The 24,755-nt window shown below is 41.6% G+C and carries 25 protein-coding genes; 22 read left to right on the forward strand and 3 right to left on the reverse strand.

The window, feature by feature from the left end:
* Positions 1-120: 120 nt before the first annotated feature.
* Complete coding sequence (locus A5868_RS05705; protein WP_086305738.1) at positions 121-510, forward strand: hypothetical protein; 390 nt, start codon at positions 121-123, stop codon at positions 508-510.
* A 49-nt stretch (positions 511-559) separates the two neighbouring features.
* On the forward strand, positions 560-1,510 hold the full coding sequence (locus A5868_RS05710; RefSeq protein ID WP_086305739.1) for a DUF2922 domain-containing protein: 951 nt from the start codon (positions 560-562) through the stop codon (positions 1,508-1,510).
* A 223-nt stretch (positions 1,511-1,733) separates the two neighbouring features.
* On the opposite strand, the gene A5868_RS05715 is transcribed toward A5868_RS05710, so the two are convergent.
* Positions 1,734-2,201: a TspO/MBR family protein gene (locus tag A5868_RS05715; protein WP_086305740.1), complete on the reverse strand. Its 468-nt coding sequence runs from the start codon at positions 2,199-2,201 to the stop codon at positions 1,734-1,736.
* Between the two features lie 250 nt (positions 2,202-2,451).
* Between A5868_RS05715 and A5868_RS05720 the strand changes: the two genes are divergently transcribed.
* The 4 genes from A5868_RS05720 (at position 2,452) to brnQ (ending at position 5,485) form a co-directional block, all read left to right on the forward strand.
* Positions 2,452-2,721, forward strand: a complete 270-nt coding sequence (locus A5868_RS05720; protein WP_010739601.1) for an IreB family regulatory phosphoprotein — start codon at positions 2,452-2,454, stop codon at positions 2,719-2,721.
* Positions 2,718-3,146, forward strand: a complete 429-nt coding sequence (gene ruvX / locus A5868_RS05725; protein WP_010781173.1) for a Holliday junction resolvase RuvX — start codon at positions 2,718-2,720, stop codon at positions 3,144-3,146. Before A5868_RS05720 ends, ruvX begins: the two co-directional genes overlap by 4 nt.
* 15 nt (positions 3,147-3,161) lie before the next feature.
* On the forward strand, positions 3,162-3,485 hold the full coding sequence (locus tag A5868_RS05730; RefSeq protein WP_086305741.1) for a DUF1292 domain-containing protein: 324 nt from the start codon (positions 3,162-3,164) through the stop codon (positions 3,483-3,485).
* Positions 3,486-4,132: 647 nt separating this feature from the next.
* Positions 4,133-5,485: a branched-chain amino acid transport system II carrier protein gene (brnQ, locus tag A5868_RS05740; RefSeq protein ID WP_086305743.1), complete on the forward strand. Its 1,353-nt coding sequence runs from the start codon at positions 4,133-4,135 to the stop codon at positions 5,483-5,485.
* A gap of 68 nt (positions 5,486-5,553) precedes the next feature.
* On the opposite strand, the gene A5868_RS18945 is transcribed toward brnQ, so the two are convergent.
* Positions 5,554-5,730 carry a hypothetical protein gene (locus tag A5868_RS18945; RefSeq protein WP_010781159.1) on the reverse strand — a complete coding sequence of 59 codons (177 nt, stop codon included), beginning with the start codon at positions 5,728-5,730 and terminating at the stop codon, positions 5,554-5,556.
* Positions 5,731-6,021: 291 nt separating this feature from the next.
* Between A5868_RS18945 and A5868_RS05745 the strand changes: the two genes are divergently transcribed.
* From A5868_RS05745 to A5868_RS05770, 6 genes are all read left to right on the forward strand, one after another.
* Positions 6,022-7,125 carry an alpha-hydroxy-acid oxidizing protein gene (locus tag A5868_RS05745; RefSeq protein WP_086305744.1) on the forward strand — a complete coding sequence of 368 codons (1,104 nt, stop codon included), beginning with the start codon at positions 6,022-6,024 and terminating at the stop codon, positions 7,123-7,125.
* 261 nt (positions 7,126-7,386) lie between these two features.
* Positions 7,387-8,859, forward strand: coding sequence for a ribosomal protection-like ABC-F family protein (abc-f, locus tag A5868_RS05750; protein WP_086305745.1), 1,473 nt, complete (start codon positions 7,387-7,389; stop codon positions 8,857-8,859).
* Between the two features lie 164 nt (positions 8,860-9,023).
* The gene (locus A5868_RS05755; protein ID WP_086305746.1) at positions 9,024-9,866 is read left to right on the forward strand and encodes a transporter substrate-binding domain-containing protein; all 843 of its coding nucleotides are present in this window, start codon (positions 9,024-9,026) and stop codon (positions 9,864-9,866) included.
* Complete coding sequence (locus A5868_RS05760; protein WP_086305747.1) at positions 9,866-10,525, forward strand: amino acid ABC transporter permease; 660 nt, start codon at positions 9,866-9,868, stop codon at positions 10,523-10,525. The genes A5868_RS05755 and A5868_RS05760 overlap by 1 nt, the downstream gene beginning before the upstream one ends.
* Positions 10,526-10,766: 241 nt before the next feature.
* The gene (locus A5868_RS05765; RefSeq protein WP_086305748.1) at positions 10,767-12,233 is read left to right on the forward strand and encodes an amidase; all 1,467 of its coding nucleotides are present in this window, start codon (positions 10,767-10,769) and stop codon (positions 12,231-12,233) included.
* A gap of 101 nt (positions 12,234-12,334) precedes the next feature.
* Positions 12,335-13,525 carry an amidohydrolase family protein gene (locus A5868_RS05770; protein WP_086305749.1) on the forward strand — a complete coding sequence of 397 codons (1,191 nt, stop codon included), beginning with the start codon at positions 12,335-12,337 and terminating at the stop codon, positions 13,523-13,525.
* A 100-nt stretch (positions 13,526-13,625) separates the two neighbouring features.
* Here the strand turns inward: A5868_RS05770 and rnhC are convergent, their stop codons facing one another.
* On the reverse strand, positions 13,626-14,528 hold the full coding sequence (rnhC, locus tag A5868_RS05775; RefSeq protein ID WP_010781152.1) for a ribonuclease HIII: 903 nt from the start codon (positions 14,526-14,528) through the stop codon (positions 13,626-13,628).
* Between the two features lie 135 nt (positions 14,529-14,663).
* On the opposite strand from rnhC, the gene zapA reads away from it, so the two are divergent.
* From zapA to A5868_RS05825, 10 genes are all read left to right on the forward strand, one after another.
* Positions 14,664-15,098 (forward strand): cell division protein ZapA, encoded by a 435-nt coding sequence (gene zapA, locus A5868_RS05780; RefSeq protein ID WP_010781151.1) that lies wholly within the window; start codon positions 14,664-14,666, stop codon positions 15,096-15,098.
* 12 nt (positions 15,099-15,110) lie between these two features.
* The gene (locus tag A5868_RS05785; RefSeq protein WP_086305750.1) at positions 15,111-15,659 is read left to right on the forward strand and encodes a CvpA family protein; all 549 of its coding nucleotides are present in this window, start codon (positions 15,111-15,113) and stop codon (positions 15,657-15,659) included.
* Between the two features lie 59 nt (positions 15,660-15,718).
* On the forward strand, positions 15,719-18,079 hold the full coding sequence (locus tag A5868_RS05790; protein WP_086305751.1) for an endonuclease MutS2: 2,361 nt from the start codon (positions 15,719-15,721) through the stop codon (positions 18,077-18,079).
* A 114-nt stretch (positions 18,080-18,193) separates the two neighbouring features.
* Entirely contained in the window at positions 18,194-18,508 is a 315-nt protein-coding gene (trxA, locus tag A5868_RS05795; protein WP_010781148.1) for a thioredoxin, read from the forward strand.
* Between the two features lie 429 nt (positions 18,509-18,937).
* Positions 18,938-20,713: an excinuclease ABC subunit UvrC gene (uvrC, locus tag A5868_RS05800; protein ID WP_010781147.1), complete on the forward strand. Its 1,776-nt coding sequence runs from the start codon at positions 18,938-18,940 to the stop codon at positions 20,711-20,713.
* Positions 20,714-20,800: 87 nt separating this feature from the next.
* Positions 20,801-21,007 carry a helix-turn-helix transcriptional regulator gene (locus tag A5868_RS05805; protein WP_010781146.1) on the forward strand — a complete coding sequence of 69 codons (207 nt, stop codon included), beginning with the start codon at positions 20,801-20,803 and terminating at the stop codon, positions 21,005-21,007.
* On the forward strand, positions 21,004-21,471 hold the full coding sequence (locus A5868_RS05810; RefSeq protein WP_086305752.1) for a hypothetical protein: 468 nt from the start codon (positions 21,004-21,006) through the stop codon (positions 21,469-21,471). Before A5868_RS05805 ends, A5868_RS05810 begins: the two co-directional genes overlap by 4 nt.
* Positions 21,472-21,559: 88 nt before the next feature.
* Positions 21,560-22,459: an ABC transporter ATP-binding protein gene (locus A5868_RS05815; protein WP_010781144.1), complete on the forward strand. Its 900-nt coding sequence runs from the start codon at positions 21,560-21,562 to the stop codon at positions 22,457-22,459.
* Positions 22,452-23,711: an ABC transporter permease gene (locus tag A5868_RS05820; protein ID WP_086305753.1), complete on the forward strand. Its 1,260-nt coding sequence runs from the start codon at positions 22,452-22,454 to the stop codon at positions 23,709-23,711. Before A5868_RS05815 ends, A5868_RS05820 begins: the two co-directional genes overlap by 8 nt.
* Before the next feature lie 98 nt (positions 23,712-23,809).
* A complete protein-coding gene (locus A5868_RS05825; RefSeq protein WP_086305754.1) occupies positions 23,810-24,625 on the forward strand; it encodes an aldo/keto reductase in 816 nt (271 codons plus the stop codon).
* Positions 24,626-24,755 lie beyond the last annotated feature (130 nt).

The raw sequence follows: 24,755 nt of genomic DNA on the forward strand, positions 1-24,755 counted from the left end.
TCGTTATAAGTTACTTCCAATAAATAATTTGGTGTTGACGTTTTCAAAAAATAGCAGTACCTTTTTCGTGAAGATATCTTACGAAAAGGAAAAATGGACAAAAAGGAGGTCGAGTGAAGGATGGAAGATTATGGGTTAGCGAGACAAAAGCTTTTCACCTTGCAGCGACGGACATTAGAAAAACGATTGCATGCGTTCTATTATCAGACTCATGATGAAAAGACAACGATTGAAATGCTGATTGCACTACAAGTGCGGGACGAACTGACTGGGGAAGCTTTTGATTTCTCTAGAATGTTGACAAGCGTGGTGTATCGCATCTTTTTACGGACACGAACAACAAAGATCATGCGTCGATTTTATTTATATTTTATTGATTATTTCAGCGGGAAAGATTGGCAATTACTAACGGCAAAATTATTTCCTGTGCTTACGTATAACGAAGAAGATCCAGAAGTGGTCAAAGCACAAATGTGTGATGAAGAAATTATTGGATGCGCAGAATCATGAGGGGTGCCTTCACAAGAAGAGACTAAAAAATACAAAGGAGGGGAAGGAAATGTTTACGACAACAACGATTACATTAGATGCTCTCTTTGCGAACAGTGAGGGGAAAAAACATCATTTTCGTATGAAGGGCTTTGATCCAAATAAGCCGGCTGAAAAAGTGAAGGCTGCACTAACGAAGCTGACCAAGCTGGATATTTTTGAAAAAGACGGCATCGGTCTATATAAAGAACTCCTAGAAGCAAAAATGATCCAACGGACAGATACGGTGCTGTTTAAAGAAGAAAGAAAAAAGGAACAAAAAACAGAGGAAAAAGATTTCTTTGCGCAGCTCTCCGAAATGGCAGCAGCAATGGGGTATACGATGGAGGAACCAGCCGATGTTTTGGAAACGCTCACACTCCCACAAGACTTGACGATCATTGAAGAGCAACCTGATCCGAGAACGTTGATCCAATTGATCGCACTGCCGGATGGGATCGATCCGACGACGTTGTCCGAGAAACAAAACTACCGAGTGGTGACCTCGTGTCTTCCTGCAAAGGCCACACTGAAGGAATGTTTCATCGATAGTGAAACAACACCAGCGAAATTATTGGTCGTCTCTTCATTGTCGGAGGAAGAGGAGGGAGTGCCGGATTCCGCCCATACGTTATCAGGTAGTAGTTTCTCTGAAGAAATGAAGGAAACGAAAGTAATGAAAGAAACAACTACAAAAGAACGAATAGATCCAGAAATCGATCCGCTGGAGCAGACAAAGGAACAAACGAATTGGGTAACCATGGCCTCTTTACCGATAAATGCGGCATTGGATGAGCTAGTCATTGATAATGCGCCAAAAACGCCTGTACGTTCAGAGGAGCATATGGAGAAGGAGCCTGTACCCTATTCTTGTGGGGCCACACCAAGAAAAATAGAGGGAGACTCTTTGCCGATTCAAGGTAAGCAAATCGTCAGTCGTACCCGTCATCGCCTGCTAAAGCGTATTCGGAAGCGAGAATAACGAATTTCTGATACTTGATCAAAAAACCAACGTTGGGATAAAAGAGAGTGTCGTTAGAAGGAAAAAGGGGAATGTGCTCACTCGTAGTGGGGTTATTTGTCATGGTGTTTTTTCAATATATTCCTAGTCAAAGTAGGCATTTATTTAGAGTGGGAAAACAATGCCGTTTCCTATTTTGAACAGTAAAAAGACATCGGAACGAAATCCGATGTCTTTTTGAGTGTTAATTCAAGAGTGCTAATCCAAAAGAAAGATAGGTCGCATAAGTGATCCATACAAGATACGGGACAAAACAAATCGCCGCGCCTTTAGAAATCCCTCGAAACTCTCGAATACTGAAAATGATTGAAAACCAAAGGAACAAGCTGATAAATGACGCGATCCAAAAATGAGAGCCGCCAAAAAATAAGATGCTCCATATGAAGTTGAGTGCGAGCTGCACTCCAAAAAGAATATACGAGCGCGTCTTTTTTTTTGGTTCTTTGCTGTCGATCACTAAAAATAAAGCTAAACCGATCAATGCATAGAGAACTGTCCAAATAATTCCCACGATATTTCCAGGTGGTGCCAGGAAGGGCTTGTTCAATTGTGCGTAGACTGCGGGAATATCTCCCGCAAAAAAACCGGACAATGATCCGATCAATTCAACTCCGATGATACATGCGAGTAGTTTAAAAAATCTATTTAACATAATAATCCTCCTTTGTCCTTTTTTTACGAATCATTCCTTCATAAAAGCTAGTACTATTTCAGTATAACGAGCATTCTATTTAAAAGAAAAAAAGATGCTTAAGAAAACTGACCTAAACAAAGCAAAAGCGTGTTATAATAATTCGGAAGATTTTCTAAAGCCAAGAGATTGGCAACTTGCAAAATTTGTAAGTTTTGTCTTCTTTTAGTAAAATATAATTGTTGATAATTCCAAGGAGAGGTGTGAGAAAATGGGATACACAGATGAAACAGTCCGTTTTGATTTTGATGACAATCGTAAGAAAGAGATCAGCGAGACATTAACGATCGTCTATAACGCGTTGGCTGAAAAAGGCTACAACCCGATTAACCAAATCGTCGGCTATTTATTATCAGGAGATCCTGCGTATATTCCTCGTTATCAAGACGCACGAAACTTGATTCGTCGTCATGAACGCGATGAAGTTATGGAAGTTTTGGTAAAATATTACTTGAAAGATCACGGTATAGATATTCGATGAGAGTGATGGGACTTGATGTCGGCTCGAAAACTGTCGGGATCGCGGTGAGTGATCCATTTGGCTGGACGGCTCAAGGAGTCGAGATCATCCGAATCGACGAAGAAAAGGGGAAGTTCGGCTTTGAACGGCTAGGCGAATTAGTGAAGCAGTACCAAGTCACTAAATTTGTTGTGGGACTTCCTAAAAATATGAACAATTCAATCGGTCCTCGAGCAGAAGCCTCCATGGCGTATGCTGAGAAAATCAAAGAACTCTTTGACTTGCCGATTGAGTATCAAGACGAGCGATTAACTACTGTTCAAGCAGAACGGATGCTAGTAGAACAAGCAGATGTTTCTCGTTCGAAAAGAAAAAAAGTTATCGATAAACTTGCAGCAGTCATGATTTTACAAAATTATCTTGATCGCAACAGCAATAAACTTTAGAAAAGAGGAATAACTATGGCACACGAACACACACACGACCACGATCATGAACATGATCACGACCACGAACATGAAGTCATCACTTTAGTGGATGATGAAGGAAATGAAACGCTGTATGAAATCTTATTGACGATCGATGGTCAAGAAGAATTTAACCGCAATTATGTATTGCTTTATCCAGCAGGCGCACCTGAAGATGAAGACGTTGAATTGCAAGCTTACGCATACGTTGAAAATGAAGACGGCAGTGAAGGCGAATTGCAACAAATCGAAACAGATGCTGAATGGGATATGATTGAAGAAGTTTTCAATACGTTCATGACAGAAGAAGAAGAATAAGCATAATACTAGGAGAAACCTTGATACAAAAGGTTTCTCTTTTTTTTGAGCAAAAAACGAGGAAGGCTCAATCGCGCATAAATTTGAGAAAAATCCGGTCAGTAATGTAAAGTCTTTGTATAGGTTACGTAAAGTTTGAGTTGCTTTGAGGGATGCCTTATCTAGATGGTGTAAAATAAAAGTAGGGAAGAAACCTTCCTAAAAATATTGCTAGGCTAACAGAAAAGGATGTGTGTGTAATGAGAAATAATCACAAAAGCACAAAGTTAATCCATTTGATGTTAACAATGATGAGAAATAGCAAAAAACCGCCAGATGGATGGATAAAGGTTCCTACTAACCGAGCCAGTCGGGGGAAGGAAGCGTGATCCATCATCTCGTAGCTATACGTAAAATAGCTTTTATCGAGCATCGAACGTTCAGAGTTCCTTTTTTTAAAAGGGACTCTTTTTTTTATGGGAAAATTCGAACGCTGCTTTTTTAAATTCACCAATCTAGGTATCTTCTTTTTTAGGGAATCGGGCTCATGCTTTTTGAATCGAAGGGGAATCGAGGAACGGGTATACCTATTCAAAATTTTTGTCAGTAATGAGATAGTTGTGTAAAATGAATGGCATCATTATTTACGGTCACAGTGAGGAGAAATTATGGAGAAAAAACTTTCGTTTAAGCAATATATTTATATAGGGTCAATGCTTTTTGGGCTTTTCTTTGGTGCCGGCAATTTAATTTTCCCGGTCAACATGGGGCAATCAGCGGGGAGCAATATCTTTTTAGCCAATCTCGGCTTTTTAGTTACAGGAATTGGGTTGCCATTTTTAGGGATCATAGCGATCGGACTTTCTCAAAGTGAGGGCGTTCTAGATTTGGCTTCAAAGGTTGGTAGGAACTATGCATTTATTTTTACTTTTCTGATTTACTTAGTGATCGGACCCTTTTTCGCCCTGCCCCGCTTGGCGACGACGTCCTTTGAAATTGGAATCGCTCCGTTTGTTTCAAACGATCATCTCGGGATTGGCTTGGCGCTGTTCAGCGTATTGTTTTTTGTAATAACCTGGTTGTTCTCTCGTAAGCCATCAAAAATATTAGATTATGTCGGTAAATTCTTGAATCCCATTTTTCTTATTCTACTCGGCGGGTTGCTATTTCTAGGATTTCTTCATCCATTAGGCGCCATTGAAACGGCACCTGTCCAACCAGCGTATCAAACGGCGACTTTCTTAAAGGGCTTTACCGAAGGGTACAATACGTTAGATGCCTTGGCTTCTTTAGCATTCGGAATCATCATCGTTACTACGATACGATCCATGGGAGTAACAAAGCCGAATCAGATCGCTAAAGGAACGATCAAATCGGGTGCGATCAGTATCGTATTAATGGGAATCATCTATACACTGCTATCCTACTTAGGAGCCATGAGCTTAGGAAAATTTGCTATAAGTGAAAACGGCGGGATCGCATTAGCACAGATCGCCAATCATTATCTCGGTACGGTGGGGAGTATTTTACTCGCAGCGATTGTTATCTTAGCCTGTTTAAAAACATCCATAGGGCTTGTAACAGCTTTTTCGGAGACCTTTGTCAAACTGTTCCCTAAGTTCAGTTATCGCTTTTTTATTGTTCTTGCCAGTGTTCTTCCTTGCCTTTTTGCCAACGTTGGCTTAACAAAAATAATCGAGATCTCTCTGCCTGTTTTAATGTTCATTTATCCCTTGGCCATGACGCTGATCCTGCTTGCTATTTTGAGTCCATTGTTCAAGGATAGAAAACCTGTGTATCAGGCAACAACAGCTTTAACAGCTATCGCAGCGATTTTTGATGCCTTAGCAGCGAGTCCGGCAGCCATTTCAACGAATCCGATCGTTGTGTCCATTCTTAAGTTTGTCAGTCACTATTTACCCTTCTTTACGATAGGTATGGGATGGGTGTTGCCAGCCTTTGTCGGCTTTCTAATTGGGGGAATGTACGCTCTGATCAAGGAGAGAAAACTAGCGGAGTGATCTTCAAGATAAAAGAATCAAAAACAAAGAAGCCTTCTTATGTATGGAAGGCTTTTTTTGATCGTCGGTTACTTTTTGGATAAGGTCATCAAGAGCATCGAGCCAAAGGTAACGATAAAAAAGGAGGGGAGGATCAAATAAATAAACGTAGCAAAAGTTAATTCTCCTTTTGCGATATAGCTGCTTAGCGATGCAAGAAAGCATACAATTCCGATAGCGACAGCATCATGGATAGTTTTTTTCATAAGCATCCTCACTTTCTTGGATTTTCACGAGTGGCCGTTCTTGAAGGTGTCCTTTTACCCCTTCAAGTTTAAACGAACGAATCGTTAAAACTATTTTTTTGTCTTAAAAGGTCAAAAAAGACTCGTGAACGAAAACGACAATTTGAATAAAAAGCGGGATAATGAGCAAAATATCAAATTATTTTTTTGAGAATCAATCAAAATAAGCGGGCGAACAAATCATTTGTCAACGTTTCTAGAGAGGCGTACCATTATTTTGTAAACGTTATCAAATTGAAGGCGGGGATTTTGATGGAAAAGATTTATCAAGCAAGCACAGCAGAGGGTGCAATTGATTTTATTAATATGAATGATTTAGAAGAAGGGGCTAAAGAAGTCATTCCTAAAGGCGGCTACGGGTATATCAGCAGTGGTGCAGGGGATGTCTTTACTTATCAAGAAAATGAAAAGGCATTCAATCATAAACTGATCATTCCTCACGTACTACGAGATGTTGAGTTACCAGATACGCGAGTAACCTTTGAAGGCGAAGAGCTGACGGCACCAATCATTATGGCTCCGGTCGCTGCCCACGGGTTAGCCAATGTGGCAGCCGAGCGGGCGTCCGCGAAGGGGGTCGCTAGATTCGGGACGATTTATACCGCGAGCTCGTACGCTTCCTGTACATTAGAAGAAATACGCGAGGCTGGCGGGGCAAAGGCACCTCAATGGTTTCAGTTCTATATGAGTAAAGATGATGGGATCAACCGCGATATCATCGATATGGCGAAACGTAACGGCGCAAAAGCCATCGTTTTGACCGCGGATGCGACAGTAGGAGGCAATCGTGAAACCGATCGTCGAAACGGATTTACATTTCCGTTAGCCATGCCGATCGTTCAAGCCTATCAATCAGGGATCGGTCAAACAATGGATGCCGTTTATGGCTCTTCGAAACAAAAATTAAGTCCAAAAGATGTTGAATTTATCGCAGGCTATTCAGATCTGCCGGTATATGTTAAAGGCGTCCAGTCAGAAGAAGACGTAGAACGCGCTCTTGGCTCCGGCGCTTCAGGTATCTGGGTATCGAATCACGGTGGGCGCCAACTAGATGGCGGTCCGGCTTCCTTTGATTCCCTGCAATATGTGGCGGAGGCCGTAGCAGGCAGGGCCCCCATCGTTTTTGACAGCGGGGTTCGTCGCGGGCAGCATGTTTTTAAAGCTCTTTCTTCTGGAGCAGATCTGGTTGCTATTGGCCGTCCGGCAATCTATGGCTTGGCATTGGGCGGAACAACAGGCGTTCAGCAGGTCTTCGATTTCTTCAAAAAAGAACTGGAAATGGTCATGCAGCTAGCTGGAACACAAACGGTTGAAGACATTAAAGGCATTGTTTTAAGAGAAAATCGCTATTTGTAAAACGTATTATTCTTTACTTTCTATTTTGTGGATGCTATCTTGTTATTAACCGAACACGAGGAGGAAAAGAAATGACTGCTTCAATGAAATTGCGTAAAAACTTTTTGAATAACTAATGAACGATGAATTCAAAAGTCTAGGTACGGCAATTTCAAGGGATCAGTGTATACTTTTCTAAAAAGAACGAAAGAGGCCTAGTCTGAGACTGGGCCCTTTTTTGTACACTTTTTCCTTTTCCTAGCGAAAAGGAGAAGAAAACGAATGGAACATTTATCTGTAAAATTAACAAAAATAGAACACCGTTTTGGTGCCAAAAAAATTTTTTCAATCGACTCATTATCCGCCTATGAGGGAGATCGTATCGGGATCATCGGAGCAAACGGTCAAGGGAAATCGACTCTTTTAAAACTGATCAAAGGGGAGATGAATCCAGATAGCGGTAAGGTCCAGAGAGAAATCGACTTTAATTTCTTTACTCAAATCGAAGAAATAAATGAATGGACCAATTTCGAAGAGATTGACTGGGAATTGGTAGCCCGACTCTCTGTCCCTAAGAATCCTGCCAGTACGTTGAGTGGCGGGGAGGAAAATAAATACCGTCTGGCGCAAACGCTCTCCGGTTACAAACCGGGCTTGCTTCTGGACGAACCCACAACACACCTTGATCGCAAAAGTATACAGACGTTGATTGAAGAGCTGCGTTATTACTACGGAACGCTGTTGTTCGTTAGCCATGACCGTCATTTTTTAAATCAACTGGCGACGAAAATCTGGGAGATAGATGCTGGCGAGGTCAAGGAATACGTTGGAAATTACGAAGATTACTGTAAGCAGAAAGAATTAAAAAATCTCGTGAATCAAAGAGAAGCGGCACAATATATAAAGGAAAAGAAACGATTGGAATCAGCAGTCAGTAAAAAGAAGGAGCAAGCAGAAAGAAGCACCAAGGTTTCAACGAAAAAGAGTCAGCAGAACATCCGACCAGATCGCTTGTCCTCGTCGAAACAGAAAGATACGGTTCAAAAAAATTTACAAAAGTCCGTGACCGCGATGGAAAGCCGCTTAGCGCAATTGGAAAAAGTCGAGAGGTTTGAGAAACGACGAGAGATCGTGTTTCCACCTTCAAAAATACAAGCCGTTCATAATAAATTTCCAATCCGAGGAGAAGCATTTCAACTAGAGCGGGGTGGGAAATTGCTGATTGAATCCTGTGATTTTCAATTTCCTCTGGGGAAGCGGATTGCGATTGTTGGAGAAAACGGCAGTGGAAAAACCTCACTGCTTCAAAGTATCCTGAATAATGAAGAGGGAATCGTAGTATCGCCGAAAGTTTTGTTTGCCACCTACCAACAAATGTCCTATAAAATGATGGACAGTCAGTCACTTTTAGAATTTTCAATGAAGCATACAAGCTATAAGGAAGCTCTCGTTCGCAGTATTTTGCATAATCTGGGGTTTTCTCAATTGGAGATGACTAAGCCGATCAAAAACTTGAGTGGCGGTGAAGCTACGCGGCTTCAAATCGCGTTGCTATTTGTGAAGCCATCCAATGTACTAATTCTAGACGAACCTACAAATTTTATTGATTTGACCACAGTGGAAGCCCTCGAACGCTTGCTTTTGTCCTATCAAGGGACAGTGATAGTTACTTCCCACGATCCCTATTTTGTAGAAAAAATTGCTGATGAAATTTTTGAAATAAGTGATTTTAAACTGAAAAATACTCAGTTTTAAATGATGGTAGTTATTTAAATGGGTGTGCTATGACACTTATTCCTCTGATTAATCTGTATTATAAGCTGTTTTTCATGAGCAGTTTTCTATCAATCTCTGTTTTTTATATGCTATAACAAAATGAGTGAGTAGAATTTATCAGCAAATGAATGGAGACGAGAACAATGAAAAAAGGATTTGTGGGTTTAGCACTTGTGGTGGCAGGACTGCTTTTTACTGCTTGCGGGAATGGGCAAGGTCAAACAAGTGAAGATACGAGTTGGAAAAAGGTAGAAGAGAAAAAGGAACTGACAGTCGCAACATCAGGCACACTTTTTCCATCTTCGTATTACAACGAGGACAATCAGTTGATTGGCTATGACGTAGACGTGGCGAAAGCAGTCGCTAAAAAATTAGATTTGAAAATTAATTTTAAGGAATACAATGTGGATGGTCAGGTAACCGCAGTCAATCGTGGAGAAGCAGATTTTGCTGCGAATGATTTTGGAATGTCAGAAGAACGCAGCAAGAAATTTGCCTTATCGTCACCAATCAAACATTCCTTTGACAGCATGATCGTTCGGAAAAGTGATGATTCCGGCATTCATTCCTTAGAGGATTTGAAAGGGAAAAAAGCAGCGGGAGAACCGAACACAAGCTATATGAAGATTGCTGAGAAGTATGGAGCGAAAGCTGTTACGTATGACAATGCCACCAACGATCAGTATTTAACGGACGTGGCGAATGGTCGGACCGATGTGATCTTAAATGACTACTATTTGCAGAAAATGTCTGTCGCAGCGTTGCCTGATATTCCGGTGAAAATTTTGGAAGATGTCTATTTTAATGCAAACGAGACCGGCTTCTTATTCGATAAGAAAAACGAAGCACTAAAATCAAAAATTGATACGGCGCTTCAAGAGTTGAAAGAAGAGGGCACGCTGAAGAAAATATCAGAACAATATTTCGGAACGGACGTTTCGGTGAAGCCTAAACAAGAAGTCACTGAGAAAGTGTCAGCGGACTAATGTACATCCCTACGATCGATATCCCTTTGATGATCGAATCTGTCCCCTTTCTACTGAGTGGATTGGGGTATACATTAGGGATCAGTCTGGCGGCATTCTTCTTCGGAAATCTTTTGGGTATTTTATTAACTATTTTAGGCTTCGTTCCATGGCTGCCGATCAAACTGTTCGTGCGATTTTATTTATCCTTTTTACGGGGCACCCCTGCACTGGTTCTGTTGTTTTTACTCTATTTTGGCTTACCCTATCAATTAAATGCAGTGGTCGCAGCAGTTATTTGCTTTAGTCTAACCAGTAGTGCGTTTATTGGAGAAATCTATCGTGGATCAATTGCGGGTGTCAATGGTGGTCAGTGGGATGCAGCCTACGCTTTAGGCAATCGATTTTTCCCCACCATGCGTTACATTATCTTGCCTCAAGCGGTTCGTATTTCGATCCCAGCGTTGGGCAACGTCGCAATGGACCTGCTTAAAGGAACATCGCTAGCGGCAATGATCACCGTGCCCGATATCTTTCAAAAAGCAAAGATCATTGGTGGGCGAACATTTGACTATTTATCAATGTACATTTTAGTTGCATTGATTTATTGGCTGCTGTGTATAGGGATCGGCCACCTGCAGCATCGATTAGAGAAGTATTTTCAGCAAAAATATGTATAAGAATGTTGGAATGGATGAGAGTCTGGATTTTCGTGTCATGTGAAAAATCATTCCGACGATCAGAGGCTTCAAAAAGAAAAAATAGAAAATGATCTGTATAGCACGAGAGCTGGGTCTGATAGAAAGGAAGGAACTCTTTTCTATCAGACCTTTTTCCTTTCGAGGGTTCTATCGAGTCTGTTGCTAGTATTATGAAAAAAAATTTGTGATAATAAATAAAAAAGTTATTGAGGTGTTAGGGATGAAAGATGGTCTTTACTGGGCAGAAAAATTACGCAGAAAAGAAATCACTTTTCAAGAGTTGTTGCATTTGTTTGAAGAAAAAGCTCGGAAACAAAATTCACTGTTGAATGCATTTGTCACCGTGATGGATCAAGAAGCATTAACGGAATATCAGCAGCAAGAAGAGGTCTTAACGCGCCCCTTTGCCGGATTGCCGATTCCGTTAAAAATGCTGGGACAGGAAAAAAAAGGCTGGCTGAGTACGTCAGGATCAAAATTGTTGATGGCACATCGCGCCAACAGTGATAGTTATTATACGAACAAGCTGCTCGCAAACGGTCTTATTCCATTTGCACAGACGAATACGCCTGAATTTGGGTTTAAAAACATTACAGATGCGAAAATTTATGGACCGGCTAGAAATCCATGGAACCTTGATTATTACTCCGGCGGTTCAAGCGGCGGCGCGGCAAGTGCTGTAGCTGCAGGTATCGTCCCTATTGCAGGTGCTAGCGATGGCGGAGGCTCGATTCGAATACCGGCTTCTTTTAGTGGATTGATTGGCCTCAAGCCCACACGGGGAGTGATGCCCGTTGGCCCGAGTGGATGGCGTGGTTGGCAGGGAGCAGCGATCGACTTCGCTTTAACGGTTTCGATGCGGGATACGGAAAAGCTGTTTTATGGGATGCGAGATATCTCTAGTGCGGCTCCTTATCAAGCACCTGCCTCTGCTTGGCAACACCATAAAGCCGCCCAAAAAAAGCAGCTGAAGATCGCAGTCATTATTGATTCGCCGATTGATTCCACGGTTTCCCCAGAAGCCGCCAGCGCAGTAGAAAAAGCGCATGATTTTCTTTTAAAGCAAGGACATCAAGTCGAGATCATCGATTATCCGGTGGATGGGAAGGAATTGATCGCTAGCTATTATTTGATGAATGGCGCGGAAACGGCAGCGATGTTCTCTGGAATTGAGCAAGGACTGCGCCGCCCAGTGGAGAAGAACGACATGGAGTTGATGACCTGGGGAATCTATCAATATGGGAAGAAAATCCCTGCCAGTCATTATATTCGCGCGTTGAACTTTTGGGATGATGCGGCGTTTAAGATGGAGCAGCTTTTTACAGAATATGACCTTCTGTTGACCCCGACGGCCGCAACGACAGCGCCTAAAATAGACGATGATCTACAAAGCGATGAAATTCGAGATGCATTAGAAGCTGCCGCCAGTCTTTCGGAAAATGAGCTGCATCATGTCATTGATCGCATGTTTGAACGAAGCCTGGAGATCACCCCCTACACGCAATTAGCCAATCTCACAGGGCAACCCGCAATTAGCTTGCCCACCTACTTGACGCAAAAAGGACTGCCTTTGGGTATTCAATTCACTGCTGCACGGGGAAGAGAAGACTTGCTTCTGCAAATCGGACGATTATTTGAGACAGAATACGGCTTCAAATTACCTGAATATTATCAAGCAAACAAGTAACGCTGATCCTTGATTCGAACCGCCAAAATTGGTTACCAATTTTGGCGGTTCTTTTGGTACACTTAAACTAGTTATTGAAAACGTTTAACAGGAGGATAGAAATGATTTTATTGAAAGCAAGAAAAGTAATTACTGGTGACGGTGAAACGGTGATCGAGAAGGGCGGTGTAGTTTTTTCAGAGGGTACAATAGTGGCTGTAGGAGAAGCCCAAAGACTAGCTTCTGAGTACCCTCAGGCAGAGGTTCACGAGTATAGCGACGGCACGATCTTACCAGGCCTGATGGATGCGCACATTCATTTAGGCTATTATTGGACGCAGCCGGATCTGCATCGCTACAATGACTTTATGATCGCCTACTATGCACAGAAACAAGCAGAAATGTGTTTAGCCAAAGGAGTAACGACGATTCGAGATTGCTGCGGGCCGCAATTTCTATTAGAGACTTTGCGCTTAGCTGCTGAAAAAGGCTACGTCAAGGCACCACGTATTTTGCATACGGATCGGGGAATCTGTATCACCGGAGGCCATGGACACGAGGATGGTATCGAAGAAGTAGACGGTGTGGAAAATATCCGCCACACGATCCGACGTCAAAAGAAGGATGGCGCTGATTGGATCAAGCTGTTAACAACGAATCGTGATGACATTTGCGAGTTTACTCAGGAAGAATTAACGGCGGGGGTGGAAGAGGCTCACCGACTCGGTATGAAATGTGTTGTCCATTCAGGAACACAGCCAGGAATCCAAATGTGTATTGACGCAGGCTTTGATACGATCGAACATGGCAATTTCTTAACAGTCGAGCAAGCGAAACAAATGATTCAACAGCAACAATCATGGACGCCTACGATGTTCGCCTATCATTTCTTGGCAGAGTACAATCAAAAGGTCCAAGAAACAGGGATCGATCATTCAAATCAGTCGACTGAAACCTACTCCCATCATTTAGGTTTCTTTGAGCGTTCTGTTGAAGCGTATTCGAAAAATTTCAAAGCGATTTATGATGAGGGGCTAACGATTTTAGCGGGTACAGATATGGTCATGCTGGAAGCGCCGAGTGTGCCGATCGTGGAGGAGCTTGGGTTGATGGTCCGCTATGGTCTGACCCCCGTCCAAGCAATCCAAACAGCCACCCAAAATCCGGCAAAAGTCTTTGATTTGGCTGACACCACTGGCGAATTAAAGGCCGGCTTACAGGCGGATATTTTGGTGGTAGAAGGAGACGTTACAGCAGACATTGAAGCGTTAAGAAATGTCCAGCGTGTGTATCTATCAGGAGCAGAGATGTAAAAATACCCCCTGTCAGCAAAGGCGTGCCTCTCAAAAGATTCGATCAGGCATCGGTACTCAAGGAGGAACACTTTTCTGATAGGGGATTACGCTTGGTAACTCAAATCATTTTTTTTGCTTTTTCCGTATTCGCAAAGTGCAGCTTCACATACTTGCGTAGTAGATCAATACCGCCTTTTTGCAATAACTTGGCCGCCAATTCGTCAGACGGCTTGCCAGCGCCAGAAGGGACCTTCATGCCAAGCTCCTGTGAAGCCTGGTCTAGTTCGTCAAGAAAGCTCGCCCGGCTGATGATAGACGCGGCTGCGACAGCCAGGTGGTATTGTTCTCCTTTAGTCACGAAATAAATTTTTTGTTCGACCCTCTTAGCTTCTTTTTTTACATAGTTCATGTAATTGGCTTCGGGAGTGAATTGATCAATCAAGATAGCATCAGGTTTTGTGGGTGCGATGTCCTCTAATAATAATCGGATCGCTTGATTATGCAACGCGACCTTCATGCGTACAGCATTGTATTTTGGCTGGATATCGTTATATTTCTCAGGCGTGACTACCAGCAGGCGAAAGGGGATCATCTCCTTGATCGCCGTTGCCATTTTTCTGATTTGGTCATCTGTCAGCATTTTTGAATCTTTTACACCTAATGTTTTTAGTGCGTCCAAGTGTTCTTTGTCTGCATAAGCAGCACAGACACATAAGGGGCCAAAATAGCTGCCATTTCCAACTTCATCGCTGCCAAGAACGGCAAGGGAAGCAAAATCGCTAGGCAGACGACTGCTTTTTTTAGCGGAAGCAGGCGCCGTTTTTCCCCAACGAGCCGCTTCTTGTTCCGCGTTGTTCCCTTGGAAGAGGACCTTTCCAGAGGTATAGGCAGTGATGCTCACACCATTTTTTTTGGCAGAAAATTCGCTATACGGCACTTTTTTAAGTAATAGGTAATCGGCATAGTAGTTTTTTAGCTTTTGAATCTCGGGTTTGGTTAATTTTAATACAGCAGAACTCATAATTTTTTCTCTTTTCTTTAAGTTAATTCGCTTTTAATTGATGAAAGTTGTACATATGAAAGGTTTTAGCATATAATATGTTAGTGTTTTTGTTACTGGACTATTAAAAAAATCGTTTTAGGAAGGTTGATCGATATGGCGCAAAATCGCTATAAGGCAATCGTTGCCGGTCAGACTTATACTATCATTGGACAGGAAACCAAGCAACATATGGATATGGTTACAGCCTTAGTCAATGAGCAGTTAAATGAGATCATGTCGTTATCACCTGAGATCACGCAAGAGAAAGCCGCGATGTTATTGGCGATTAATGCAGTCTCAGATCAATTAAAGAAGCAAGAAGCCTTAATGCAGTTAGAAAAGCAGCGTTATACGCTTGAAGGGCAAGCCGCCCATAATCTCGAATTAGAGAATCGTATCAAGAAAATCGAAGCAATCGAAGCCGAAGCAAAGGAAATCATGCGGAAGAACGGAAAAGAAAACGTTCCGATCCGAAATCACGTAGAAGCGCAACAAATCGTTAATGAGAACCGTAAACGTGAGATTCAAAAAAGAGCGGCAAATAAATAAGTGAGGGATACTATGTTAACATTGGTAATTTTATTTGCACTACTGCTATCTTTTTATGGAGGGTATCGACGAGGACTAGCTTACCAGATCGTTTTTGTAGTGGGTTATCTTCTATCCTTTATCGTTGCACGAATGTTTTATCAGAGACTCGGTTCCCACTTGGAATTATTTGTGCCGTATCCATCCGTTACGAACGATTCTAAGATGCTGTATTACTCAGTGGAGCAAGCGTTCAATTTGGACAAAGCATTTTACGCGGGTGTGGCGTTTGTCATGATCTTGATCGCCGGATGGTTAGTGACGCATCTGATAGCCATTTTCTTTAAGGATTTATTGTACAAGGTGATGATCCCTCAATACGATGGCATCGTTGCCGGAATACTGCAATTGATCGTATGCTACGTCGGGATTTTCCTGATCCTGAAGCTAGTAAGCTTCGTTCCAATGGCTGTTGTTCAAAACCAAATAGAAGGCAGCTGGTATGCGCGCTTTATGATCGAACATTCTTTGTTCCTGAGCTCGCAATTTAATAATCTGTGGGTCACAAAAATTATTGGATAAAGAAAAACCGGGACGCTGTTTGACAGGTTTCGGTTTATTTATGTATAGAAGGTGAAATAATGAATGAACGTATTTTAAAAACATTGGAATTTGAACAAGTAAAAACAATGATTCAGCAACATTTGACAACCGAGCAAGGGGAAGAAGAGATTCGCCAATTGACACCTTCTAACGACGAAGATACGATTCAAGCGTGGCTGGATGAAACCGAAGATGGAATGAAAGTCCAACGTTTGCGTGGCGGTCTTCCAATCCCTAAATTAAACAATATCAAACCACACATGAAGCGGATCGAGATTGGTGCAAACTTGAACGGACTTGAATTGGCGGAAGTCTCGCGTGTTCTATCCACGACAAGTGAGCTGGTTCGTTTCATTGAGGATCTGAAAGATAGCGAACTGGAATTTCAACGTTTGTATTTCTGGGAGGAGCAATTGACGACGTTGCCTGAATTAAGCGGCAAACTTCGTCGCTCAGTCGAAGAAGACGGGCGAGTGCGAGATGAAGCTTCTACAGAATTGAGGACCATTCGCAGTCAAATCCGACGCAGCGAGCAAACGATCAGAGAACAATTAGATGGCTTGATTCGCGGAAAGAATGCAAAATATTTGAGCGACAGTCTCATTACAATGAGAAATGACCGTTATGTGATTCCCGTGAAGCAAGAATACCGTGGTATTTTCGGTGGTGTGGTCCATGACCAGAGTGCCTCGGGGCAGACTCTATTTATGGAGCCCAAACAGATCGTAGAATTAAATAACCGGTTACGTCAGCAGCAAATCGCAGAGCGTACAGAAATTGAACGCATCTTGGCAGAATTATCAGCGGAATTAGTCGCACCTAGAAAAGACATTTTGCATAACGCCTACGTACTAGGACGTTTTGATTTAATGAATGCCAAAGCACGGTTTGCTAAAAATTTAAAAGCTGTGGTACCTGCGATCAATCAAGACAATCATGTTTATTTCAAACAAGCACGCCACCCTCTCTTGGATCAAGACAAGGCAGTGGCGAATGATTTGATGATCGGTCAAGACTTTCAAGCGGTCGTTATCACGGGACCAAACACCGGTGGTAAGACGATCTCTTTAAAAACATTGGGATTGCTCCAATTAATGGGACAAGCAGGTTTTCCGTTACCGGTGGGAGAAGAAAGTGAGATGGGGATCTTCGATGAAGTTTTTGCTGATATCGGAGATGAACAATCGATAGAGCAAAGTCTCTCGACCTTTTCTTCTCACATGACCAATATCGTCTCTATTTTAGATAAAATTGATGAACACAGCTTGGTTTTGTTTGATGAACTAGGTGCCGGGACGGACCCTCAAGAAGGGGCCGCATTAGCGATCGCGATCTTAGATGCAGTGGGTGCAAAATCTTCTTACGTCATGGCGACGACCCACTACCCAGAGCTGAAGATTTATGGCTATAATCGTCCGAATACCATCAATGCCAGCATGGAATTCGATGTGGACACCTTAAGCCCCACCTATCGTTTGTTGATTGGTGTACCAGGACGAAGCAATGCCTTTGAGATCTCTAGACGATTAGGGTTGGATTCGACCGTCATCGACAGTGCCAAACAGATCATTGATGAAGAAAGTCAAGACTTAAATGATATGATCTCAGATTTGGAAAATCAACGTAAAGCAACAGAAACTGAATACTTAGAAATTCGTCATTATGTGGATGAATCGGAAAAACTGTATCGTGATCTAAAAAATGCCTATTCTTATTTCTTTGATGAACGTGAAAAAGAAATGGAGAAAGCACGCAAAGAAGCGAATAAAATCATTGGCGAAGCTGAGGAGAATGCGGAGAAAATCATCAAAGACATTCGCCAGATGCAATTAGAAGGCCAAGGCAGTGTAAAAGAGCATCAATTGATCGATGCACGATCGCAATTAGCTGATTTAAAACAAGACGAGCAGTTAAAGAAAAATAAAGTGCTGCAAAAAGCGAAGGCGAAGAAACAGTTTAAACCAAATGATGAAGTCATCGTAGAAACCTATGGACAGCGGGGAACCTTGATCCAAAAAGTGGGCAATAATGATTGGCAAGTCCAATTAGGGATTCTGAAAATGACGGTCTCAGAGGAAGACATGACACTGACGACGCCAATCGAAGAGCCGAAACAACAGGTCATAACCGGAATCCAACGTGGAGCAGGTGCGCAAGTAAAACCAGAGTTAGATTTACGTGGGAAACGTTATGAAGAGGCCCTCGCCGAAGTCGATCACTATATCGATGCGGCGTTGTTAGCGAATTTCGCTCAGGTTCGGATCATTCACGGAAAAGGAACGGGTGCGTTGCGTAAGGGGATCACAGATTATTTAAAAAACCATCGTAACGTCAAAAGCTTTGAATTTGCTCCAGCAAATCAAGGCGGGAGCGGTGCGACGGTGGTTACCTTTAAATAGTTTACAAGTGTAAGCAGAACAGTAGCCTAGACCACGCGACCGTGATATACTACTTTTAGTAAGAAAAAGGGTACCTACTTATTAAGTATCCATTTTATAATAGGAGGAATTCAAATGTCACAAGTAGTTACTGATAAAACATTTAGCGAAGAAACAGATAACGGGCTTGTTTTGATCGACTTTTGGGCAACTTGGTGTGGCCCTTGTCGGATGCAAGCACCGATCTTAGATCAATTATCCGAAGAATACGACGAAGATGAATTCAGAATCGTAAAAATGGATGTCGATGAAAATCCAGAAACACCTGCATCATTCGGGATCATGAGCATCCCAACACTTGTTTTGAAAAAAGATGGACAAGTCGTTGATAAAGTAATCGGTGTTCATACAAAGGATCAATTAAAAGAGCTTATCCAAGCTCACATGTAAGAAAATGAGCTGGGCATTTTGTCCAGCTTTTTTTGCGAGTTAGGCTTTTGGCAGTTTACCAAGTTTGAAAAGTAGTTATGGATTTTTAGCCAATTCATGGACAGGCTGTTTAGCCTAATCGTATGCGAAACGAAAATAGGACTCATTTTTCCGATTTTGGAAAAATGAATCCTTTAATAAAAGATAGCTGTCAGTCTAAGTTTTCACAGTTTACTTTGAAGTTAAGGTAGTTTCTGCTTAGTATTTATCTTAGTGATCGCAATGTTTACTTAGAGGATATGCGTGGTGAGAATGCAACTCATTTTTTGAAGAAAAATGAACACCTTAAGTCGAAGTAGCTGTCAGTCCAAGCTTTCACAATTACAATTGGACAGTCATGGATTGAACCAGCTGTGATTTGAAAGAGATAGCATTGAAGGGAAGCAGCGTATGAACGAACGAATCAAAAACAAATTGGCACTCCTGCCAGATCAGCCGGGCTGTTACCTGATGAAGGATAAAAACGGCACGATTATTTATGTAGGAAAGGCCAAAATATTAAAAAACAGAGTCCGTTCTTATTTCACTGGTAGCCACAACACAAAGACGGAGCGACTAGTAAGCGAGATCGTCGACTTTGAATATATCGTAACAGAGTCAAATATCGAGGCGTTGTTACTTGAAATCAACCTGATCAAGAAAAACGATCCTAAATACAATATTATGCTGAAGGATGACAAGACGTATCCTTTTTTGAAAATTACAAATGAAAAGTATCCACGTTTGATGATCACTCGAAAAGTCTTGAAGGACAAAGCGAATTATTTCGGTCCTTATCCAGACGTCAATGCGGCGAATGAGACGAAAAAGTTGTTGGATCGTTTATTCCCATTACGGAAGTGCAAACCTTCGCAAAAAACACCTTGTCTTTACTACCATTTAGGGCAATGCCTGTGTCCATATGCTTTCCATGTCGACCCGCAAGTTTATAAGGACATGGTAGAGGAGATCAAACAATTTTTGAACGGTGGTCACACGGAGATTCAAGAGCAGTTAAAAGAAAAAATGAACCAAGCTGCTTTAGACATGGAGTTTGAAAAAGCAGCAGAGTACCGGGATCAGATCAGAGCAATCGAAACAGTGATGACGAAACAAAAAATGACCAATACTGATTTGGTCGATCGTGATATCTTTGGTTATGCAACAGATAAAGGATGGATGTGTGTCCAAGTCTTTTTTGTTCGTCAGGGAAAATTGATCGAACGAGATGTTTCGATGTTTCCATTTTACAATGACGCGGAAGAAGATTTCCTGACCTATATTGGCCAATTCTATCAGGAAAACGAGCATTTCATTCCTAAAGAAGTGTTGATCCCTGACAGTATCGATAAACCCAGTGTTGAAGCGATGCTGGAAACGAGAGTCCTACAGCCGCAGCGCGGTGAAAAGAAAAAATTGGTTCGATTGGCTGGGAAAAATGCACAAGTGGCATTAAATGAAAAATTTGACCTCATCGGACGCAGCGAGGCTCGAACGATCGGCGCCGTGGAAAAATTAGGCGATGCGATGAATATTCCAGCACCGATCCGTATCGAAGCTTTCGATAACTCGAATATCATGGGAACCGCGCCTGTTTCAGCAATGGTCGTTTTTATTGATGGGAAACCAGCAAAAAAAGAATACCGAAAATATAAAATAAAAACCGTTAAAGGCCCTGACGATTATGCCTCTATGCGTGAAGTTATCTATCGTCGGTATTCCCGTGTATTAAAAGAGGGATTGCCATTCCCAGATTTGATTGTGATAGATGGCGGGAAAGGGCAAGTGGATGTCGCGAAAGATGTGTTGGCTAACCAATTGGGGATAGATATCCCGATTGCTGGATTAGCCAAAGATGACAAACACAAAACCAGTGAATTGCTCTTTGGGCCGGAATTGACAGTGGTTCCGTTAGAACGCAACTCACAAGAGTTTTTCTTGCTGCAGCGCATCCAAGATGAGGTCCATCGTTTTGCGATCACCTTCCATCGTCAGTTGCGAAGTAAGAACAGCTTTGCTTCAAAACTAGATAATATCGATGGATTAGGGCCAAAACGAAAGAAAATGCTGCTTAAAGAATTCAAATCATTGAAAAATATCCAAGCGGCTTCGATTGAAGAACTACAAAAAGCTGGCCTGCCGAAAGCAGTAGCTGAGAGTACGCTTGAACAATTACAAAAAAAATAATGTATAGCACCCTTTACACGTAATGTAAAGGATGCTATACTTTTTTTATTGAATGTAAAGGGTACTATACATTGAGGAGTTGATCATTTGCAAAATAGAATTCAGGAATTGCGCAAAGAACGTAAACTAACTCAAAATGAATTAGCCAATAATCTAGAAGTTACTAGACAGACGATCATTTCTTTGGAAAACGGACGCTACAATGCGTCATTGATTCTTGCACACAAAATCGCACATTTTTTTGATCTGATGATTGAGGACGTTTTTATTTTTGAGGAGGAGGATGAAGAATGATAGACAAGCTTTCTAAGCCGGACCAGCAGTATTACAAGAAATTAAAAATGAAAAACAATTACTATAGGATTACGGTAGTCTTTCTTGCCGTTTGTTCAATCATTCTTTTCATAGGGACAAAAGAGTACGCGTTGAAGATAAGCGATCATGCACTTGGTTACCTTAGCGGATTTTTCTTGTCTATTATTCTTTTATTTACACTTGCCATTTTTAGAAATCGAAGGCTCATGAAGGATCCTGAAAAATTAAAGCAGCAAAGAATTGCAAAAACCGATGAACGGAATATTGAAATCACCAATAAAGCATTGTTTGTCACTTGCTATGTGCTGATCGTCACACTCGTGATATTGAGCGTTGTGGGAAGTTTTGTTTCTCAGATGATGATGATGGTGTCTGCTGGATTGATTTATGTTTTCTTTATTAGTTATCTGATCGGGTATGTTTATTTTAGAAGAAAGCTATAAAGCCTCTTATTTTGAGGGAAAACGGATTGTAATGGATTCACTTAAACAAGTGAAGTCATTTATATATTTTTAAATAAGGAGTGAGAAAATGTTAAAGGTTACGCATTTAAGCAAGAGCTTCGGATCGTACAAAGCATTGGATGATATGAGCTTCACGATTGAAGACGGAAAAATTTTAGGATTGATTGGTCAGAATGGTGCCGGGAAAACCACCACATTCCGCCTGATTTTAGATTTTTTATCAAAAGATTCAGGGGATGTTTTATGGAATGGTCATGTTTTGTCTGGGAAAGATTATAATACAATCGGGTATTTGCCGGAAGAACGCGGCCTATATCCAAAGGTGACGATTGAAAATCAATTGCTTTTCTTTGCTTCTTTACGAGGAAAAAGTAAACAAGAAATCTCACCTAAAATCGATGAGTGGATGGATAAGTTCCAAGTAAAGGGGAAGAAAACGGATAAAGTTAAGACCCTTTCTAAAGGGAATCAGCAAAAAGTTCAGCTGATTTCAACGTTGATCCACGAACCGAAATTAGTTATTTTAGATGAACCTTTTAGCGGATTAGATCCCGTGAATGCGGAATTATTAAAAAATGGGATCATCGAATTAAAAGAAAAAGGATCTTGTGTCATTTTTTCTAGTCATAATATGGACAACGTGGAGAAGATTTGCGACCATTTGATCATGCTTCGCAATGGAGAAACAGTCTTGAACGGCAAAGTTCACGAAATCCGCGAATCTTTTGGACGTAGTAAGCTTTATCTAGATGCACATTTGTCTAAAGAAGAACTAGAAAATTTTGCGGGCGTTCGATCGGTGATACAAAATGAAGATGGCAGTTTCGAACTCACCTTGGACGACCCAGCCGTTGGTAAAGATATTTTTGAACGGGCAACAATGAACGGGTATATCCCAATGTTTAATCAGCAGCCACCAACGTTGGAAGAAATCTTCAAATGGAAAGCAGGTGCGATAAATGAATAAAATGGGGATTATAATCAAAGACGTCTACAAGAAAAATGTGAAATCAGCCGCTTTTCTAATCATGATTTTGGCACCATTTTTAGTAATGGGAATCTTCTATTTGTCGCAGCACTTTTTTGGAGACGCGAACGATATCAACAAAATTGGTATCGTCAGTGACCGACCAGAAGTTGCAGAGGAATTAGCGAAAACAAAGAACAAGGACTACACCTTTGAAGTAGTGACTAGTGATGAGAAAGCTCAAAAGCAACTGGAGGACAAGAAAATCGATGCCTATCTAGACCTCAAAATGGGAGAGGATCAGGTTTCCGGAAAGCTCTATAGCAAAGCGTCGCTAGGGACTTCAACGGAGATGCAATTGCAGCAGATTCTGAATTCAATGCAGGCGAATATGCGGGCGAGTCAGTTGAATTTAACGACGGCACAGGTACAAGAAGTCATGGCACCGGCGGAATTCAAGTCTGAAAAAGTGACCTTTGAAAAAGGCAAGATGCAGGCTGACGAAGGAGATTCTGGGACGCAGTTCGTCCTCAGTTTCTTGACGACCATTATTATGTTTGTCTTTATCATCAGCTATTCCTCCATTATCGCCCAAGAGATCGCTTCGGAAAAAGGAACGCGAATCATGGAAGTTCTTTTATCGAGTATGAAAGCAAAAACCCACTATTACGGAAAATTACTCGGCGTGTTATTAGTGGCGCTGACACAATTGTTGATCTATGGCGTAGCGCTTGTTTTCGGGTACAGACAATTTAAAGATGTGGGTATGGTGAAAGAATTCGTCAATAATGTCTCTATTAAATCATTAATGGGCAGCGGCGCACTGATCATTGTTGCCTTTATGCTTGTAGGATTGTTCCTTTACGCGGTACTCTCCGCTCTTTGCGGCTCGCTCGTAAGCAAACCTGAGGATACGGCAAAAGCGATTCAGCCTGTGATGTATTTATCTATGATTGGGTATATGTTGGGATTGATCTTGGGAACGTCTGATCCAACAAATGTGATCATCAAGGTTACCTCGTATATTCCGTTTTTATCTTCCTATAGTATGCCGTTACGATTGGCTTCGAACACTACGTCGCTGACAAGTGCCTTCGTTTCATTGGGCATTTTGGTTCTCTTTACAGTATTGCTGACGATTTTTTCTGCTCAATTGTACAAATCAAATGTTTTAGTATACAGCGAAGGTGGTACGTTCAGTGCGCTGAAACAATCCATCTCGATCATGAAAAATGATCGTAAAAAGAAATAAAACAGTTGACCAGTAGCGAAAACTCTTTCAAAATAAACGTGTAGGAACGATTCTATTGAGAAAAAAGCAGTTGTCATGGCAATCAAGGAGGGACTTTGATGGACAAAATCAAGCGATTATCCAACGGTATTGAGATGCCGCGATTAGGATTGGGTGTTTGGCGAGTGGAAGAGCAGGACGCAAGAAACTCTGTCAGATGGGCAATTGAAGCAGGGTATCATCTAATTGATACGGCGGCAATTTACAAAAATGAAAAAGGGGTTGGCGAAGGCATTCGACAATCAGGCATCCAACGAGAAAAACTTTTCGTAACGACAAAGCTTTGGAATGCAGATCAAGGGTATGATTCTGCTCATCAGGCGTTCAATGACAGTTTAGAGCGCTTGGGATTGGAGACTGTAGACCTGTATTTGATCCATTGGCCGGTAGAAGGAAAGTTTAATGATTCGTGGCGCGCGATGGAGGAGATCTATGAGAGCGGACGAGCGAAAGCGATCGGTGTATCCAATTTTCATAAACATCACATTGAAGAGCTGCTGACGACTGCGAAGATCAAGCCTATGGTGAATCAAATTGAACTTCATCCAACGTTGACACAGGTTGACTTGCGAAACTATTTGGCGAAGGAAGATATTGCTGTCGAGGCATGGTCACCTCTTGGACAAGGGAAAATCTTGCAACATCCGACACTTATTGAGCTTGGAAAGAAACATCAAAAATCAGCCGCACAAGTAATCATTCGCTGGCATCTTCAAAGTGACATTATTGTGATTCCTAAATCTGTTCACGAAGAACGTATCCAAGAAAACTTCGATGTGTTTGACTTTACATTAAGTGAGGATGAGATGGCCTTGATTGATGGATTGAACATCAACGAACGCCTTGGTGCTGACCCAGACAATTTTGATTTTTAATAAGAAGAACCTGTTATACCCTCGTATGGAGACGAGGGTGTAGCAGGTTCTTTTATTCTCAAAAGAATTATTTATTTGAAAGGAAATCCGTTTAGTAACTTTATATGATAAAATGATAATAAAAAAGGAG

The sequence above is a fragment of the Enterococcus sp. 12F9_DIV0723 genome (assembly GCF_002174375.1).
GTDB classification, from domain to species: Bacteria; Bacillota; Bacilli; order Lactobacillales; family Enterococcaceae; genus Enterococcus_A; species Enterococcus_A gilvus.